The organism is Bacillus sp. LJBS17 (genome assembly GCF_019334685.1).
Lineage (GTDB): Bacteria > Bacillota > Bacilli > Bacillales > Bacillaceae > Bacillus > Bacillus subtilis.
The window spans coordinates 216,791-234,406 of sequence record NZ_CP079759.1 but is presented as its reverse complement, the minus strand read 5'-3'; the positions used below and the strand labels follow the sequence as shown (position 1 = coordinate 234,406).

Genomic DNA, 17,616 nt, shown 5'->3' with positions numbered 1-17,616 from the left:
TTCCTCCGGGTTTGATTAATATAAAATAAAGGATAACGCCCCTTTTGTCTCGTAAGAAAAAATACCTATTTCTTATTATCTCACATAATAAATTTCCAGTATATAGTTTGGTTTCCTGCAATAAATAAAAAAGGCAGTTCCCTTAAAATCAAGGAAACTGCTATTCTTTGAAGACTAATGGAATGGCATGATCTTTTTTATCCTCTGTTAACGAGATGTGATGGGTTACTGATGTTTCACCCTTCGTCAACGCGACTGAGTAATCGCCTTTTCTGCCGGTATCCCATTTGATATCTCCGTTTTTGTCTGTTTTACCGAGTATCTCGCCAATCTCTGTACTCGGCTCCTCATCTGAAGAGGGCGCTTTGACAATCGTCACTTGAACCCCTTCGACCGGCAGCCCCTTAGCATCCTCCACATGAAGAGTGACAGGAATAGTCGTTTCTTTTGGAGAAGAATGCGTCTGCGAACTGCACCCGCATAAAAACAAAATAGACATGAATATGGCTAGTTTGCTGTATTTATTGATTTGCCCAATATTGAATATTGTTGAATACATCGTTCGTCACCCTTGTTCCCAAGTTATATGACGATCCTCCGTTCGTGTGAATGGCAATAGCTGTCTGCCCTGTATCACTGTAGTTTCGATAAACAGGCGAGCCGCTTTGGCAGCCGTACGTATCGGTTGTATAGGTCAGCTTATACGTTTCAGCGGAGCGAATCGGCTTTGTATCAGACCACATCGTGCCAAAGGTTTTGTCACACGGGAATCCTGTCACTGACGAGGAAAGGCCCACGGGACTGCTGCTGTTTGTAGTCCGGTAGCCGTACCAGCCAACCGTGTTTCCAGGAGAACCGTTTAATTTAATAGCTCCGTAATCATAATTGGTGTCTTTGCTTTCCGTCCATCCTTTGACGGAGTAAAACATCGTGCCTGAATAAGTACCGTACGGATATGACGAACCATTGCGGCCCGGCGCGGCGGTTATCGTCGAAGCCCATCCATGATCCTGGCTGTACACACAATGTCCAGCCGTGACGACTGTATTTGGATTGACTAAAAATCCGGTACATCCATAAGTGCTTGAAGTGTTGGGATACTTGATTGACAGTTGAACGGTTGCTCTATATGGAAAAGATGTCGTGCTGGAGATTCTGGTGCGTTCATCAGTTCCGATAATGCTCGAAGGCTGTAAGGTTTGAATATTTTTCTCCAGTTCCGTTTGGCCGCCGTATAACGATTTACTTGTTTTTCCGGTTCCCTCATAAGGGGCGGAAACCTGTTCTGCTTTTGACGTTTGGTTTTTCGTAGCATCAGCTTCTTTACCAGTATTCGAAACAGAAGTTTGCGGGTTCTCTGCCGCTTTTGCCGGTACGCCAAAAGATACCGCTGCTGCCAAAGCCAAACACAAAACCGTTAAGTAAGCGAACCATTGTTTTCTGAATCTTGGAACTAATTTCATTTTGTCATCTCCCTCCTTTAGTGTCAACCACCCGTATTGATGGAAGACTTTTACATTATAATCGGGTTTCTGATTCTTATGATAAAACTTTTACGGAGAAAGAAAAAAACAGGCCTTGTACCATGACAAGGCCTGCTCAAACTCTATTTTATCGTTAGCTGGTCCAACGCTTTCTTTGCATTCTCTCTTGCCGTTTCAACTGTATCAGCAGCAGAAAGCGCAACTGCCATACGACGTCCGGCTTTCGTTATCGGCTTTCCAAAGACGCGCATTTGAGTCTTTGGGACTGCCAGTGCGTTTTCCAATCCTTCAACAGTGTAATCCGCTAATTCTTCCGGCGCTTTGAGGGGCCTGCTGGCGCCAGGAGAAAGCTGTGTGATTTCTGTAATCGGAAAGCCGAGAATCGCCCGGACATGCAGCGCAAATTCTGACAAATTTTGCGTCACCAGCGTGACAAGACCCGTATCATGCGGACGGGGAGATACCTCACTGAAATATACCCTATCTTTCGCAAGGAACAGCTCAACACCAAACAGGCCGTATCCGCCAAGCTCATCCGTGATCGTTTTCGCAATATGCTTCGCTTCTTCTATTTGCTGCTCTGTCATATCATGCGGCTGCCATGATTCGATATAATCCCCGTCCTTTTGCACATGACCGATCGGCTCGCAAAATGCCGTACCGTTAACCGCACGTACGGTTAAGAGTGTGATTTCTGATTCGAATGGGATAAACTCCTCAACGATCACGCGGCCGTTTTTCACCCGTCCGCCTTCCATCGCCGTCTCCCAGCAGCTCTCTAAATCCGCTTCAGAGCGGCAGATGCTTTGGCCTTTTCCAGAAGAACTCATCAATGGTTTAACGACACAAGGAAAACCGATCTGTGCTGCCGCTTGTATAAATTCATCATATGTATTCGCAAATTCATAGCCAGCCGTCGCAAGTCCAAGCGTTTCCGCCGCAAGCCGTCTGATGCCTTCCCGATCCATCGTCAGCTTGGCCGCACGGGCATTCGGGATGACGTGAAATCCTTCCTCTTCAAGCTTCAGCAATTCATCCGTCGCGATCGCCTCAACCTCAGGCACAATCAAATCCGGCTTTTCTTTCTCAATAATGGTTCTGATCTGCTCTGGGTCCAGCATATCAACGACATAACTGTTATGCGCGACCTGCATCGCCGGAGCATGCTCGTAACTGTCAACTGCCACCGTCTGTACCCCAAGACGCTGGGCTTCAATCACTACCTCTTTACCTAATTCACCTGAACCTAACAATAAAACCTTCTTTGATTGATACATCTTTGCCCCTCCTATCTGTTCCAAACCATTATAACTGAAATATTTGAAAAATAAATTTTTATTAAAAAAGATAAAATTATTATTGGGGGTTAAAATCTTTTAAATTCTTAAACGAAAGCAGACCAATAACGGTCTGCTTCCTCTATTCCTAAACAGCAACATCATACAAGAAATCTCCCAAAATCATGCTACACTTAATCCAAGACCACCACACCGACAGGAGGCATCCCATGCAAAACGAAACCCGCACACTGCAGCTTGACCCACACCTTCATATAGAAGCCTACCGCTTCAAGGGAATTATGCAGAAGTTCCCGAACCACTTTCACGATTATTATGTGATTGGATTTATTGAAAAAGGGCAACGGTATCTGGCCTGTCAGGATCAAGAATATATCATCAATCCAGGTGATCTTCTCCTCTTTAACCCCCGTGACACGCATAGCTGTGAACAGATTGACGGCCGGACGCTTGATTATCGGTGTATCAATGTCATGCCGGATATCATGGAGAAGGCGGTGAAAGAGATTACTGGCTCCGGGCATCTCCCTTATTTCTCCCAGCATGTGTTATTCCGCCATGAGCTGACAGCCAGCCTGCAGGAATTGCATATTTTGATATCCGAGGAAAAACAAGCTTTGCGTAAGGAGGAGCTGTTTCTTCATCTATTAGAGGAGCTGATCCGCCATTATTCAGATGTCACGTTCCTTAGCAGCATTCCAGAACCATCAGACGAAGTCAAAATGGTTTGTGAATTTTTAGAAGAGCATTATGCCGAAAATGTTACACTCAATGATTTGAGTGAATTAACAGGCTGGAGCAAGTATCATTTATTGCGTTCATTTACAAAACAAAAAGGCATTACCCCTAATAGCTACATGGAAACAATACGGATTAATCAAGCCAAAAAACTCCTTGAACAAGGGGTAAGGCCGATTGATGCGGCATTTCAGACAGGATTCAGCGATCAGAGTCATATGACGAAGTTTTTTAAACGGCAGGTGGGGCTGACGCCGAAGCAATACATGAAGATTTTTGAAAAGGAGCTTCACAGATGAACATACAAAGAGAAACTTCGGGGCATATCGCAGCCATTGTGACCATTCTGATTTTGGGGACGACCTTTATTTCGACAAAAGTTCTGCTGGCTGACTTCTCTCCAATGGAAATATTATTTTATCGGTTTTTGATGGGCTTTATCGCTCTTATCCTCGTCCGTCCCAACATGATTCCGTTCAGAAATTGGCGGCAGGAGCTGTTGTTTGCCGGAGCTGGTTTATTTGGCGTAACCTTATACTTTCTATTAGAAAATATAGCTCTCACCTATACATACGCATCCAATGTCGGCATGATCGTGTCCATTATACCGATGATCACTGCGGTTTTGGCCCATTTTCTGCTCGAAGGCGAAAAACTGCGTCTGACTTTTTTGATTGGATTTGTCTCGGCACTGATCGGGCTTTTATTGATTACGTTTAACGGCAATGTGGTACTGCGTCTAAATCCGCTCGGAGACATCATGGCAGCCGGGGCTGCTCTCGTGTTTGGCGGATACTCGATATTCATGAAAAAATTAAGCGCTTACGAATACCACATCATCGAGCTGACACAGAGAGTATTTTTGTATGGCCTATTATTTATGGTTCCCGCTTTATTTTTGTTCGACTTCCATTTGGACCTAAGCCGATTTTCATCTGCTTCAAATATACTCAACATGCTTTTCTTAGGGATTGGCGCTTCTGCCCTGTGCTTCGCCACTTGGAATTATTCAGTTGGCGTGCTCGGAGCCGTCAAATCCAGTGCGTATATATACATGGTCCCGGTTATCACAATCGCCGCTTCCCTCCTGGTCCTGCATGAAAACATGACATGGATCGCTCTTCTAGGAGGCGCCCTTACGCTTTTAGGCCTCTACATTTCGGAGATGAAACCGAAAGCGAAGCTGATGGAGAACGGATGTAAAATGGATGCTTAACGGCATCCATTTTTTTATTTTGTCCTACGTTTGCCACCTATAAATGAACGCAATCTAACAAAGGAGGAATCGAAATGGTTGATGAAATGGTCTTAATCACACAGCAATGGCTGAACGATACGTACAGCGGCAAACATGGGTATAACCCAGTTGAAGAAAGCGGGAAAACTGGGTGGGATACGATCTACGGTCTGACTCGGGCGCTTCAAATTGAATTGGGTATCTCAGAGCCAGCCGATAACTTCGGGCCGACAACACAGCGCTTATTTAAGCCTCTTAAACGCCAAGCTCCAGATTCAAAACCAAGCAACATGAATTTTATTTTACAAGGGGCTTTATGGTGTAAAGGCTTTAATCCCGGCGGTTTTACAGGCGTCTTTTACGAAAAAACAGAAAATGCGGTAAAAGAATTTCAAAAAGCTGCCGGACTGACAACACAGGATGGGATTGTCACCACGTTAATTATGAAAGCCTTATTAGACATGAGCGCTTTTAAGCTGGTGTCTGGGGGTGATTCAAGAATTCGCCAGATTCAACAAAACTTAAATCGGGACTACAATGACTATATCGGGTTAATGCCTTGTGACGGACTGTATGGCCGCGATACAAATAAAGCTCTTATTTATGCCCTACAAAAAGAAGAAGGCATGAGCACAAGTGTTGCCAATGGATTTTTCGGAAACGGCACCACAAGTTTATGCCCTACTTTAACTCCCGGCGATTCAAGAACAGGATTTGTCTTAATTGTTCAGTACGCCCTCTATTGTAACGGAAAATCGTTCGATCCTGGTGAGTTTGACGGCAAATATGGTGTGGGTGTTGTTTCAGCTGTTAAAGCATTTCAAGAGTTCATGTGCCTGCCGCAAACAGGTTATGCAGATATGCCAACCATTAAAGCTTTATTATCAAGCTCAGGAGACACAACTCGCACCGCTTCTGCTTGTGACACTGCTACAATTATAACCGCAGAAAAAGCTCAAACACTTCGGAATAACGGTTATAAAACGGTTGGCAGATATTTGACCGGAAATGTGCGGACAAGCAGCGGCCTCATATCAAAAGCCCTGACATCTAAAGAGCTTGCAGTTATTCTTGATGCCGGATTGAAGGTTTTCCCAATTTATCAAGACGGCGGCTATGAATCTTCTTATTTTGTCAAAGACCAAGGCACAAGAGATGCATATAGTGCCGCTTCTGCTGCTAGAAGATTAGGTTTTCCGTCAGGCACGACCATTTATTTCGCTGTCGATTTTGATGCATACGATTATGAAGTGACCGATAAAATCATTCCTTATTTCCAAGAGATTAAGTCAGCATTTACAAAAATGCAGACATTTTCAACCGCACCTAAGTATGAAATAGGGGTTTACGGACCAAGAAACATTTGTATCCGTACATCAGAAGCAGGACTGACAAAGTATAGTTTTGTGGCAAATATGTCAACAGGATTTAGCGGCAATCTCGGCTATCCGATGCCAAACAACTGGGCCTTTGATCAATTTTATGAAGGAACCATCGGAAGCGGTTCTGGAAGCATCGGGATTGATAAAGACGGATTTTCAGGAAGAGACTCAGGTGCAAGCAATGTAAATCCGCCGTCTGACCCGGTATATGATGCAAGGCTGCGTACACTGACAGACATTTTATCTACCATTCCGGCTTTAGAAAATCTAACAAGTTTGGCAAACGCGATGTTTGAATTTGATACGACAGAAACCATTTTCACATCACCTGAGTTGGATATTATTCTATCAACTTCACTTCTGGCAACCATACCAAGTGAAGGTTCACCAAACACAATTACCATTACAAATGGTAAACCAGGTGCCTATATCACGGGTTTATTGGGCGACACTCAAACGTCTCTCACTGCGTCACAAATCGACTCTTATCAAAACCTTTTAAATAGTCTCAGCTTATCAGTACGCAACGGTTATTTGGAGGTTTATGTAAATCCAACAGCTGAATCTTTAAATATTCAAATTAAAATCTATACACCTGATATTCCAGTAGGTGACAATGTCACAACTGGACTAACGACTACGATTACGTTTAAAATAAAACAGAAGCACTTTACTTTACCAGATACTGAGGAAGTATACTCACCAGATTGGGAATCTACTCTCACTCATATTACATTTGGAGTGGCTGCTGTATTAGGAATTGCTGCCTTGCTAACAGCTATACCTGAAACCTTAGCAGTAGGTGGAGCTGTAGCTTTTATAAGTGCGTTTTTAGCTTTATTCCCTTCTGCAAATAAATAATATATCAGCACTGCATGGGTCTATGGATCTACATCATTCCTCATGTAGTGCTTTACTTTTAAGGAGGATACTGGATGACTCTAAATCAACAAACATTTAAAGAAACCGTAAAAATAGCCGAAACTATTAAACAGTACAAGGAACATGATACAGAAATCCTGACTTTTCTAACCAAACAGGATTCTATCATGCTGAATCAATTAAAAGTATTCTTTAGTGAGCCTCAGCTGACTCTTATACATAGTATAAAAACAGTAATCTACGGTACATTAGTTACTCTATTTTTATATTTTACAACTAATGAATTACCCCATGCAGGGAGTTTGCTTGCTAGATTATTTTTTGTTGTTGTCGGGTTTATCTGGCTTGCCTCTTGTTTTAAAAACGCAAAAGCCATTCAAGTCTCCCAAAACTTCAAACAAAAATCCGAAAACGCCCGCATAGTCGGTATGATCGACTTCGTATTAGAACAAAAATACAAAAAAAGCATCTCTGAATAATCTCGAAATCAGAGATGCTTTCCCTTTGTCCTCATCACTTGTCTACCACAGCCGCACTGTCACGCGTGACCGCAGATGGCTCCCTCAGCATCACATTCATTACGCTCGCAAGCACGAGCATTCCAATCGACAAATAAAAAGCCAGTGTATACTCACCCGTTACCGTATAGATGACGCCGGGCACATACGCACCTAGTGCCGATCCGATCTGATGGGCGAGTGACAGCCAGCCAATCATGAGGCCGATCGAGTAGTTTTGAAAGTACTGGGTGGCGAGCATTTGAGTCGGTGCTACCGTTGCAAAGTCCACTAATCCAAACAGAATCGCAAAGGCTAAAAGCAAGTAGGGCTCGTGGCTGTAAATAAGAATCACGATCGACAGCGCCCGCACCGCATATAAAAAGCACAGGATTTTCCGGCTGCTCCACCGGTCCGCTACAATTCCGGACAGCAAGATGCCAGCAATATTAAAGCCTGCCAACAGACTGACAGCAGCACTCGTGACTGTGGTTGAAAAGCCATGATCATGAGAAAACGGAATCAAATGGGTATCCATCAGCCCCACGGTCGTAAATCCACAGATCAAAAACGGAAATATCAAGAACCAGAATTGCCTCATACGAAACATCCCGGCCACTGAAAGAGCTGTTGTTTTGGGTGCTGTTTCTTTTTCTGATGCAGCCAGTCCGCCTATCGGCTCTGTATTCTTTTCTGAAGGATTGTTCCGCAGCATCAGCAGGGCAGCCGGAAAGACAATCAAGATTAACAGCAGTCCCAACACCACAACCGTCAGCTTCCAGCTAAACCAATGGATCAACATGAGTGAGCCGGGAACGAGAAGCATTTGCCCCGCGCCAAAGCCTGCTTCCATGATCCCAAAGGCTAGTCCCCGCTTTTTGCTGAACCAATTGACGACCAATACACTTGCCGCCACATTCGATGCTCCGCCCACTCCAAGCGAGACACCCAGCCCGTAAAGCAAAAACAGCTCCCAAGGCGAAGTCACAAGGTATGTTAAGAAAATGCTGACTCCTGTCAGTAACGCACTCCATGCCAAAACAGCCCGGGCACCCCATTTGTCCACAAGCCGCCCAATCACAGGCTGTGATATGCCATAAACAATAAAACTCATCGTCGAAATCAGCGAGATGGTGCTTCTATCCATTGAAAACTGCCGTTCCCACGGCTCCACAAACGCACCAAACGACAGCCGCACCCCCTGAACCGCCAATAAGATCAAGAAGGTGACGGAGACGATGACCCAAGCATAATGCAGTCTTTTCATGACAGCTCCAAATCCCACCGTTCTTCTGTCAGCTGCTGTCCCCATAATGGCGCTTCTTGTTTCACTTCACTTATCTTGAATCCAAATTTTTCATAGAGCGGACGAGCCTCAGCCATGTTGCTCACCGTCCAAAGGAAAATGCGGTCAAACTTCATGTCTTGGCAGTATGCAACCAGATGCTCCAGCAATTGCGTGCCGAGCCCCCTGCCCCGAAAATCCGCATCAACCAGAAACCATCTGAGCTGGACTGTCTTTTCATCATGCTTGACCAACCCGACAGAGCCAGCAAATTTCCCGCCGCTTTCCGCAATCCATATTTTTTCGATGTCAGCGTCAAATGTCTCCTGAAGATAAGCTAAAAACGTGTCATCCCAACCGTGAGCCTCCGCGTAAAATTGTCTTTGTTTCTCAATAAGGAGTTGAAGATCCTCCGAAAGAAAATAATCTCTAATCGATATCTCTGATGCTCTGGCAGAAAGCGACTGTGAAAGAATCGCTTCAATCTCTGCCATCGCCTCGGCAAGCTTCTGCTGCTCCTTTTGGTTGATTTCCTTCAGCATCAGTTCCACTTGTTCATTGGCTTTCTCCTCCAGCTTTTTATAAATCGTTTTTCCTGTTTCTGTGACAAAAATGTAATGGTGGCGGGCGTCATCTTTGCTCCTCTGTTTATAAATCAAATCTTCTTTTTCAAACTGCTTCACAATCCTGCTGACATATCCCCGGTCAAGCCCCAGTTTATCCTGAAGAGCTTTTGCCGTACAATTAGGCGTATTATAAATCTCAAATAAAATCCGTGTTTCTGTTAAGGAAAACGGGCTGTCGTAAATGTGCTCATTAAGGAAACCAAGGACGTTTGTGTAAAATCGATTGAACTTTCTGAATTTTAATCCGACAGATGATTCTCTTGTTTTCAAATCAATCCCCACTTTCTAATATTGTTGACTAAGCCAATTATAATCACATATAGTTGCTTTAGTCAACGATATATTAGAGAGTGAGGTCTTTTTAATTTCCTGATTCCTTCCTTTTCCTTACCACAATCAATGTGATATAGGATAAAGCCAGAGAAACCAAGCTATAGACAACAGCCCATCCCAAAAATGATTCATTAAAAATGGTAAAGGTGAGCACAAGAGAAATCACCAAACTAAGCATTGGCATCAGATACGGGTTTTTACAAATACAGGTCCCGACAATCGATAGCAGCATAATTCCTAACGGTAAAATAAAGAATGCGATATCTAATTCATCCACCTTTAAACAGCCTCCCTCCAGATTTTTATGTTACTAGTAAAAAAATATAATTGCATTTAGTAAAAGGATAATATTTACTTACCTAAGGCCCAATTTGAAAATTACCCGTTTACATTCGCTCCGGACTATGATAATTTAAGAAAGCGCTATCATGATAAGTTAATAGCTTGGATGGAGATGAGGAGAGCCAGGAATCCAACCCCTTTTGACAAGGGGTGTTTTCTGGCTCTTTTTGTTTTTCGGGAAAGGAGGCACGCCACACATCCAGCACAAACAGCAAAGGGGGATAATTATTAATGCTTAATATATTTAAACCGGCTCCTCATATTGAGAGACTGGATGATTCAAAGATGGATGCGGCATACAAACGGCTCAGACTGCAAGTATTCATTGGTATTTTCATTGGCTACGCAGGCTACTACCTGCTACGGAAAAACTTTGCCTTTGCCATTCCTTATCTGCAGGAACAGGGATTTTCGAAAACAGAACTGGGTTTGGTGCTGGCCGCTGTGTCCATTGCGTACGGCTTCAGCAAATTCATCATGGGGATGGTGTCTGACCGCTGTAATCCGAGATATTTTCTGGCGACAGGCCTATTTTTATCAGCAATCGTTAATATTCTATTCGTTTCAATGCCTTGGGTGACTTCGAGCGTCACCATCATGTTTATTTTTATGTTTATCAACGGATGGTTTCAAGGAATGGGCTGGCCGCCATGCGGCAGGACAATGGCCCATTGGTTCTCCATAAGTGAACGCGGCACAAAAATGTCGATCTGGAATGTCGCCCATAACATAGGCGGCGGTATTCTTGCTCCGCTTGTCACTCTTGGGATCGCGATGTTCGTCACTTGGAAAAGCGTGTTTTTCTTCCCTGCCATCATCGCCATTATCATTTCATTTTTAATTGTTTTATTGGTTCGTGATACGCCTCAATCCTGCGGACTCCCGCCAATTGAAGAGTATCGGAATGACTATCCAAAACACGCTTTTAAAAATCAGGAAAAAGAATTAACAACAAAAGAAATTCTTTTTCAATATGTGCTGAACAACAAATTTCTTTGGTACATCGCTTTTGCCAATGTATTTGTTTATTTCGTGCGATACGGCGTGGTTGACTGGGCGCCTACTTACTTAACAGAAGCCAAAGGCTTTTCTCCTGAAGACTCGCGCTGGTCGTATTTTCTTTACGAATACGCAGGCATACCGGGAACGATCTTGTGCGGCTGGATCAGTGACCGATTCTTCAAAAGCCGCCGGGCACCGGCAGGCGTTTTGTTTATGGCGGGTGTTTTCATTGCCGTATTGGTGTACTGGCTGAATCCGGCCGGCAATCCGCTCGTAGACAATATCGCCTTGATCAGCATTGGCTTCTTAATCTACGGACCTGTTATGCTGATCGGCCTGCAAGCGATTGATCTAGCACCGAAAAAAGCAGCCGGAACTGCAGCCGGTTTGACCGGATTTTTCGGATACATCGGCGGATCCGCCTTCGCAAACGCCATTATGGGCTTTGTCGTTGACCGTTTTAACTGGAACGGCGGCTTTATCATGCTGATCTCTTCCTGCATTCTTGCCATCGTCTTCTTGGCTTTGACGTGGAATACAGGAAAACGGGCGGAACACGTTTAAGAAAGAAACATAAAAGATTAATCATTTTCCAACACGCCGTTTACATCCGTTTTTTAATATGAAAGACAGGTAGTCTTTATTAACAAGGAGGAGAAATCATGAAAAAAAATAGAATACTAGCCTTAGTTGTTCTGTCGCTGGGCTTACTCGCATTTATGACAACGCCAGTGTCGGCAGCGTCAAAAGGAAACCTGCTGTCACCTGACCGTATCCTGACCGTCGCGCACAGAGGGGCTTCTGGATATGTGCCTGAGCACACGATTCTGTCTTACGAAACCGCTCAGAAAATGAAAGCTGATTATATTGAGTTGGATCTGCAAATGACAAAAGACGGGAAATTGATTGTCATGCATGACGAAAAACTGGACCGTACCACAAACGGAACGGGCTGGGTGAAAGACCATACGCTCGCAGACATTAAGAAGCTTGACGCCGGTTCTTGGTTTAATGAAGCCTATCCGGAAAAAGCAAAGCCGCAGTACGTCGGCCTTAAAGTTCCTACATTAGAAGAGGTATTAGACCGTTTCGGAAAGCACGCGAACTACTACATTGAAACAAAATCGCCTGACACCTACCCAGGTATGGAAGAAAAACTGATCGCTTCTTTGCAGAAACATAAATTACTGGGGAAACATTCTAAGCCAGGCCAGGTGATCATTCAATCGTTCAGCAAAGAAAGCCTGATAAAAGTCCATCAATTACAGCCAAACCTGCCGACCGTTCAATTGCTGGAAGCCAAACAAATGGCGTCAATGACAGATGCTGCCCTGGAAGAAATCAAAACATACGCTGTCGGTGCGGGCCCGGATTATAAAGCTTTAAATCAAGAAAACGTCCGTATGATCCGCAGCCACGGCCTCCTGCTTCACCCTTACACAGTCAATAATGAAGCAGATATGCATCGCCTGCTTGATTGGGGCGTAACAGGAGTGTTTACCAACTATCCTGATCTTTTCCACAAAGTAAAAAAGGGTTATTAAACGAAAAAAACCTTGCGACAACTGTTCGCAAGGTTTTCTTCTACATTTTATTCTTTTCCGGCAGCAGCTTCTGACTGTCCATTAAGCAGCTGAGAATTTATCTCTTTCGCATCATTTAAGTATTCTGTCTGGTAGCCGCTCTTCAGCGCCCACACATAGAATACAAGTGATACCATCGCAATCAGAACCATATCCCAGCCATAATGAATGACATTCAGGCCGCCGAATTTATCACTGCCCAAATAAGAAATGACCATCATGGCCAGCAGATAAAACACCATCCAGACGCCGGCTTTGAAGTTTCGGCCAAACCCTTTCCATTTCGCCTTCGCCTGATAATAGAAATAAATCGGAAGACCGATCAGGATAATAAACAGAACCTGTCCTGTTAACGGCCAGCGCGCCCAATACAGCACCAGTGACGCAAAGATAAATCCAAGCGGGGCAATCACGTTCAAGCCTTTTAAACGAAGAGGCCTGTACAGGTCTTTCCCCGTCCGTCTCAATGTCATGACTGTGATCGGGCCGGTGATATAAGAAATTAACGTAGCAACGGAAATAATTTCCGCTAATACGCCCCACCCTCTGAACAGGAACAAAAAGATGAACGACACAATCAAGTTAAAGAACATTGCTTGTCGCGGAACGCCGTAAATCGGATGAAGCTTCCCGAATATACTTGGCATATATTTGTTTTTTTCCATTCCGTAAATCATTCGGGACGTTGTCGCCGTATACGTAATCCCTGTTCCAGACGGTGATACAAATGCATCCGCATATAACACAATAACTAGCCAGTTAATATTCAGCGCAATCGCCAGATCAGCAAAAGGAGAATTAAAATTCAGATGGCTCCAGCCGTGAGCAATATCAGAAGGATTCACAGCTCCAATGAAGGCGATCTGCAGCAGGACATAAATCACTGTCGCAACGAAAAGAGAGCCAACAACCGCAATCGGGATTGATTTCCCCGGGTTTTTTGCTTCACCCGCCATATTAATCGGGCTTTGGAAACCATTAAACGCAAAAACGATACCTGAAGTGGCAACCGCCGTCAGCACACTTGCCCAGCCATTCGGCGCAATGCTTTGACCGCCAGTAAAGTTTTCTCCGTGGAATCCGACAAACAGCAAAGCTCCAATCGTAAGACCCGGAATAATAATTTTAAAAATCGTAATTAATGAATTCGCTTTCGAAAATAGATTGACTGTCCAGTAGTTCAGCAGAAAATAAATGAGAAGCAATACAGAGGCAAACGCTAGTCCTTCCCCAGTCAGCGTTCCATTCTTCACCAAACCGCTTGTCCATTTCGCCCATTCCCAAGGCCAAGAACTCATATATTGAACGGAGGCCACCGCTTCAACCGGAATGACGGACACAATCGCAATCCAGTTGGCCCAGCCCGCAATAAAACCGATAAACGAACCGTGTGAATATTGCGTGTATTTGACCATTCCCCCCGCTTCAGGGAACATAGAACCTAGTTCACTATAAGAAAGAGCAATAAATAAAATGACGACCATTCCAATAACCCATGAAATAATAGCAGCTGGTCCTGCTATTTGAGCCGCACGCCAAGCCCCGAACAGCCAGCCTGAACCGATCATCGACCCTAGCCCGACCATCATGAGGGAAAACGTTCCCATTCTTCGATGCAATTGATTCATATCGTAAACACCTTTCATGTATGATGACATTCTCTTGCTAATTATATTATTATTCTGATTACTTTACTTTGTCAATATTTATCGAATTTTGACTGAAACTATAATAAGTCAATGTATATTACCTTCCAATACAGGAATGAAGTCACTAGTTTCTTCTTAAATGGAATTTACTGTTAATCCCAACGATAAAAACACAATAGGTTTAGCTATTTCCAAAACGGGAATGATACAGGAAACACTATTCTTAAAATAGAAAGGAGTATCACCATGAAACAAAAGCTGTTACTTTCAGGTCTCGCTGTTTCAACTGTCGGCATCACTTCTTATCTATTAAAAGACCCGTCAAATCGCCAAAAGGCAAGGGAATTCATTCACAGCATGAAGATGAAAATAACAAAACAGCCCGATATGGAAACGTTCCCAGTTGATAAAGCCGGCCACCCGGACCCGCAAGATATCGAGGATAACAAAATGGTATCAGAAGGCTCCATGTATCCCGTCCAATACTACGATGAAAAAAAGAAGTAATCAAAAAGCTCTCTTCGATAAAGGAAGAGAGCTTTTTGATTTAACTTTTTCGTCTGATTCCACTCATTACGAAGCCGCTTTCAGGCAATGACGGCATTCTGGCGAGACTGTAATGCAGTGATTGTTCCGGAACATCGTATTCAATCTGATGGACGAGGAAATCCAGGCTCGCTTTCATGACTTCAATTGTAATGCCTTCCCCTGGACAGCGGTGGCCTTTTTCGGCGTGTCCCCCGCCTTGAGGAATCATATCAAACGGATTTTCTTCCCGCTCCGCAAATCGTTCCGGCCGGAATTCATCGGGATGATCCCATAGACGAGGGTCGTGGTTCGTTCCATATACATCAAGCAGCACCGATGTGCCCTTCTTAAACTCACAGTTATTCCATACAAAATCTTTTTTGACAAGCGCCCCTAAAAACGGGCCGAACGGATAATATCTGCGGACCTCCTGCACAAACATTTCTCTTTCCCGGCTGTTTCCAGACCGCAGCCATTCCTTGTACTTCGGATGCTCATGAAGCGCCAAAGCTGAAAACACAAGAAAGTAAGAAATGGCGACAATAGGCCGCAGTACATTAATCAGCTCAATGGCTGCCATGCGGGAATCCAGCTGGCTTCCATCTTCTTGTGTGTGAAAAGCCATTTCATGCAGCGCTGTTCCGGGAGTCGTTTTCAGCAAGCCGGCACGAGCATCTTCAATCATGACTTCAATCCACTCTTCCGCACGTGGCCTTGCTCTTCTTCCCTTCCAATGCCGCGGTCCCACAGCACCGAACGCGTCGACCATGTCAATGAAGTCATCCGCTCTCTCTTTGACTTCCGTTTCCTTCAACGGAACACCTGCCCAATAGCACGCTACCCGGCACAGGATTTCTTTTGCTTCTTCAAATAACACAACCTCATCTGCCTTCTCCCATCTTGTGACTGCTGCTTTCCACTCCTCTGTCATCAACTCAGCCAAACGTTTTTGATGCGGCGGTGTCATCAACGACAGAAAAAGCATCTTCCGATGGATATGCGCGCTGCCATCCATTCCCTGAATCGCATTAACACCAAACAGCGATTTCTGCACCCGCTTAGGCAAAGCGTTCTGCCGCTGGAATCGATCCGTATCATAAAACACCTTCGCCGCCTCAGCGCCAGTCATGCAAATAAAGTTTTTTCCCAACAAACGGGCCTGAAACAGATCTGAATTGTAGCGCTCTGTTCTGTTTTTAATAAATAAATACCCTTCCTTCAGCAGTGTCAGACTGTTATCGAGACTTTTGTCATGTGGAATCTGCTCATTCATCCGCTTACCCTGCCTTCCTTTTTACCCTCTATTTTCACGTTATCTTCCGACTATAAACCCAGTAACAGTATTTGTTTGCAAAACCAAATTTAAGCGCTTTTTGATTATTTTTTAAAGGAAGAACAAACGAAAGAGAGAAAAGGTAGTTAATCAAAACAAAGGGGAGAACAAAATGAAAAAATGGATATATGTTGTGCTTGTGCTGAGTATTGCAGGGATCGGCGGCTTCTCCGTCCACGCAGCGTCATCTGCTCATGAAAAACACTTGAATGTCAGCAGAATGAATGTCGATGATGAATTCAAGGATACGGATGGAACCTTCATTCTTCACGATTTACAAAAGGAGCAGACATTTGTCTATAACAGAAAACGGGCAAATCAAAGACAAACTCCGCAATCCACCTTTAAAGTCGTGAACGCTTTAATCGGTTTGCAGGTCAAAGCTGTAAGAGATGAATACGATGTTAAACGATGGGACGGGGTCAAGCGTGAATTCGAATCATGGAACCGCGACCATACGCTTGGCTCGGCCATGCGCGAATCCGCAATCTGGTATTATCAGGCATTAGCGAGAGATATCGGCGAGGAAAGAATGAAAACATGGCTTCATACACTATCTTACGGCAACAAGGATATCAGCGGGGGAATTGACCAGTTTTGGCTGCAAAGCTCGCTCACAATATCTCCGCTGGAACAAGAAACCTTTTTGGAGAAACTATTTAAAGAGGAGCTTCCATTTGACAAACCGGTGATGAAAATCGTCAAGCGCATGATGATTCAAGAGGAAGGCGATCATTACACGCTCTACGGGAAAACCGGAACCCGCCTGACTGATATGGGATTAGGATGGTTTGTCGGATTCATCAAAACAGAGCATGGCTCTTATGTCTTTGTCACCAATGTCGATGATTCCGGCACAAAAGCCAAAAACATCACCGTGGATATCCTGAAAAAGTATGGCCTGATCACATCCTAAATAAAAGAGCCCTGCACTGCGGCAGGGCTCTAAATCTCATGCTCAAAACAATAATGATTCACAAGCTCTTCAATCAAATCATGATCGGGATATTCCCCGTTAAATTCAAATTCGATTTCTTCCACAAACTCTCCTTGATGGTACACATGGATGGCTCCGTTTTGACGGACAACGCTAAACTCCGGCTGAAATGTATATCCGCTTCGTTCAATTGCTCCCATTTCTTACCCGCCTTTCTCAAAGCAGTAATTCATACACCTCGTTTAATTCCTTGGCCCGTTTTTGATCCTGTTCATTCTGGGCATACTTAATTTCTTTTTCTAATACATGGTTCAAAAAAGACATTTCATTATCATCTAAGTCTTTTACAAATTCCTCTTCATTTGCATAACGCTTCGCCAGCATCTTCTTGCAAATACGCTGGCAGACTTCATTTTCTAGATGATTCGAAAGTGATTCGCGCAAATAACCGAGTGTAACATCCATTTCATGAACACCTTT

At 44.1% G+C, this 17,616-nt stretch carries 18 protein-coding genes; 8 read left to right on the top strand and 10 right to left on the bottom strand.

Features of this window, described 5'->3' with window-relative positions; genetic code table 11:
* Window positions 1–160 precede the first annotated feature (160 nt).
* From KXZ66_RS01300 to purT, 3 genes are all read right to left on the bottom strand, one after another.
* Window positions 161–559, bottom strand: coding sequence for a YbfJ family protein (locus tag KXZ66_RS01300; RefSeq protein WP_015715171.1), 399 nt, complete (start codon window positions 557–559; stop codon window positions 161–163).
* A complete protein-coding gene (mpr, locus tag KXZ66_RS01295; RefSeq protein WP_015252930.1) occupies window positions 522–1,463 on the bottom strand; it encodes an extracellular metalloprotease Mpr in 942 nt (313 codons plus the stop codon). Before mpr ends, KXZ66_RS01300 begins: the two co-directional genes overlap by 38 nt.
* A 143-nt stretch (window positions 1,464–1,606) precedes the next feature.
* The gene (gene purT / locus KXZ66_RS01290; protein ID WP_257475332.1) at window positions 1,607–2,776 is read right to left on the bottom strand and encodes a phosphoribosylglycinamide formyltransferase 2; all 1,170 of its coding nucleotides are present in this window, start codon (window positions 2,774–2,776) and stop codon (window positions 1,607–1,609) included.
* Window positions 2,777–2,991: 215 nt separating this feature from the next.
* Here purT and KXZ66_RS01285 point away from each other — a divergent pair, with 215 nt between their 5' ends.
* The 4 genes from KXZ66_RS01285 (at window position 2,992) to KXZ66_RS01270 (ending at window position 7,500) form a co-directional block, all read left to right on the top strand.
* Complete coding sequence (locus KXZ66_RS01285; RefSeq protein ID WP_219144763.1) at window positions 2,992–3,819, top strand: AraC family ligand binding domain-containing protein; 828 nt, start codon at window positions 2,992–2,994, stop codon at window positions 3,817–3,819.
* The gene (locus KXZ66_RS01280) at window positions 3,816–4,736 is read left to right on the top strand and encodes a DMT family transporter (RefSeq protein ID WP_219144762.1); all 921 of its coding nucleotides are present in this window, start codon (window positions 3,816–3,818) and stop codon (window positions 4,734–4,736) included. Before KXZ66_RS01285 ends, KXZ66_RS01280 begins: the two co-directional genes overlap by 4 nt.
* A 74-nt stretch (window positions 4,737–4,810) precedes the next feature.
* Window positions 4,811–7,000, top strand: a complete 2,190-nt coding sequence (locus tag KXZ66_RS01275; RefSeq protein ID WP_041850649.1) for a glycoside hydrolase domain-containing protein — start codon at window positions 4,811–4,813, stop codon at window positions 6,998–7,000.
* Window positions 7,001–7,074: 74 nt separating this feature from the next.
* Entirely contained in the window at window positions 7,075–7,500 is a 426-nt protein-coding gene (locus tag KXZ66_RS01270; protein ID WP_064672064.1) for a hypothetical protein, read from the top strand.
* Between the two features lie 34 nt (window positions 7,501–7,534).
* On the opposite strand, the gene KXZ66_RS01265 is transcribed toward KXZ66_RS01270, so the two are convergent.
* The 3 genes from KXZ66_RS01265 to KXZ66_RS01255 form a co-directional block, all read right to left on the bottom strand.
* Entirely contained in the window at window positions 7,535–8,785 is a 1,251-nt protein-coding gene (locus KXZ66_RS01265; protein WP_128442055.1) for an MFS transporter, read from the bottom strand.
* Entirely contained in the window at window positions 8,782–9,699 is a 918-nt protein-coding gene (locus tag KXZ66_RS01260; RefSeq protein ID WP_128441314.1) for a bifunctional helix-turn-helix transcriptional regulator/GNAT family N-acetyltransferase, read from the bottom strand. Before KXZ66_RS01260 ends, KXZ66_RS01265 begins: the two co-directional genes overlap by 4 nt.
* Window positions 9,700–9,790: 91 nt before the next feature.
* On the bottom strand, window positions 9,791–10,039 hold the full coding sequence (locus KXZ66_RS01255; RefSeq protein ID WP_015715167.1) for a YbeF family protein: 249 nt from the start codon (window positions 10,037–10,039) through the stop codon (window positions 9,791–9,793).
* A gap of 296 nt (window positions 10,040–10,335) precedes the next feature.
* On the opposite strand from KXZ66_RS01255, the gene glpT reads away from it, so the two are divergent.
* Both glpT and KXZ66_RS01245 read left to right on the top strand, forming a co-directional pair.
* The gene (glpT, locus tag KXZ66_RS01250; RefSeq protein ID WP_003246460.1) at window positions 10,336–11,670 is read left to right on the top strand and encodes a glycerol-3-phosphate transporter; all 1,335 of its coding nucleotides are present in this window, start codon (window positions 10,336–10,338) and stop codon (window positions 11,668–11,670) included.
* 98 nt (window positions 11,671–11,768) lie between these two features.
* Entirely contained in the window at window positions 11,769–12,650 is an 882-nt protein-coding gene (locus KXZ66_RS01245; RefSeq protein WP_041850646.1) for a glycerophosphodiester phosphodiesterase, read from the top strand.
* Window positions 12,651–12,697: 47 nt separating this feature from the next.
* Here the strand turns inward: KXZ66_RS01245 and KXZ66_RS01240 are convergent, their stop codons facing one another.
* Entirely contained in the window at window positions 12,698–14,317 is a 1,620-nt protein-coding gene (locus KXZ66_RS01240; RefSeq protein ID WP_041850645.1) for a glutamate/serine transporter AimA, read from the bottom strand.
* Window positions 14,318–14,584: 267 nt separating this feature from the next.
* On the opposite strand from KXZ66_RS01240, the gene KXZ66_RS01235 reads away from it, so the two are divergent.
* Window positions 14,585–14,845 carry a hypothetical protein gene (locus KXZ66_RS01235; protein WP_003234883.1) on the top strand — a complete coding sequence of 87 codons (261 nt, stop codon included), beginning with the start codon at window positions 14,585–14,587 and terminating at the stop codon, window positions 14,843–14,845.
* Window positions 14,846–14,885: 40 nt separating this feature from the next.
* Here the strand turns inward: KXZ66_RS01235 and cypC are convergent, their stop codons facing one another.
* Window positions 14,886–16,139, bottom strand: coding sequence for a CYP152 family fatty-acid peroxygenase CypC (gene cypC, locus KXZ66_RS01230; protein WP_021481914.1), 1,254 nt, complete (start codon window positions 16,137–16,139; stop codon window positions 14,886–14,888).
* 172 nt (window positions 16,140–16,311) lie between these two features.
* On the opposite strand from cypC, the gene blaOXA reads away from it, so the two are divergent.
* A complete protein-coding gene (gene blaOXA, locus KXZ66_RS01225; protein WP_070548428.1) occupies window positions 16,312–17,115 on the top strand; it encodes a class D beta-lactamase in 804 nt (267 codons plus the stop codon).
* Window positions 17,116–17,144: 29 nt separating this feature from the next.
* On the opposite strand, the gene KXZ66_RS01220 is transcribed toward blaOXA, so the two are convergent.
* The gene (locus KXZ66_RS01220; protein ID WP_003234886.1) at window positions 17,145–17,336 is read right to left on the bottom strand and encodes a DUF5370 family protein; all 192 of its coding nucleotides are present in this window, start codon (window positions 17,334–17,336) and stop codon (window positions 17,145–17,147) included.
* A gap of 16 nt (window positions 17,337–17,352) precedes the next feature.
* Complete coding sequence (gene csgA / locus KXZ66_RS01215; RefSeq protein ID WP_003234887.1) at window positions 17,353–17,601, bottom strand: sigma-G-dependent sporulation-specific acid-soluble spore protein CsgA; 249 nt, start codon at window positions 17,599–17,601, stop codon at window positions 17,353–17,355.
* Between the last annotated feature and the right edge of the window lie 15 nt (window positions 17,602–17,616).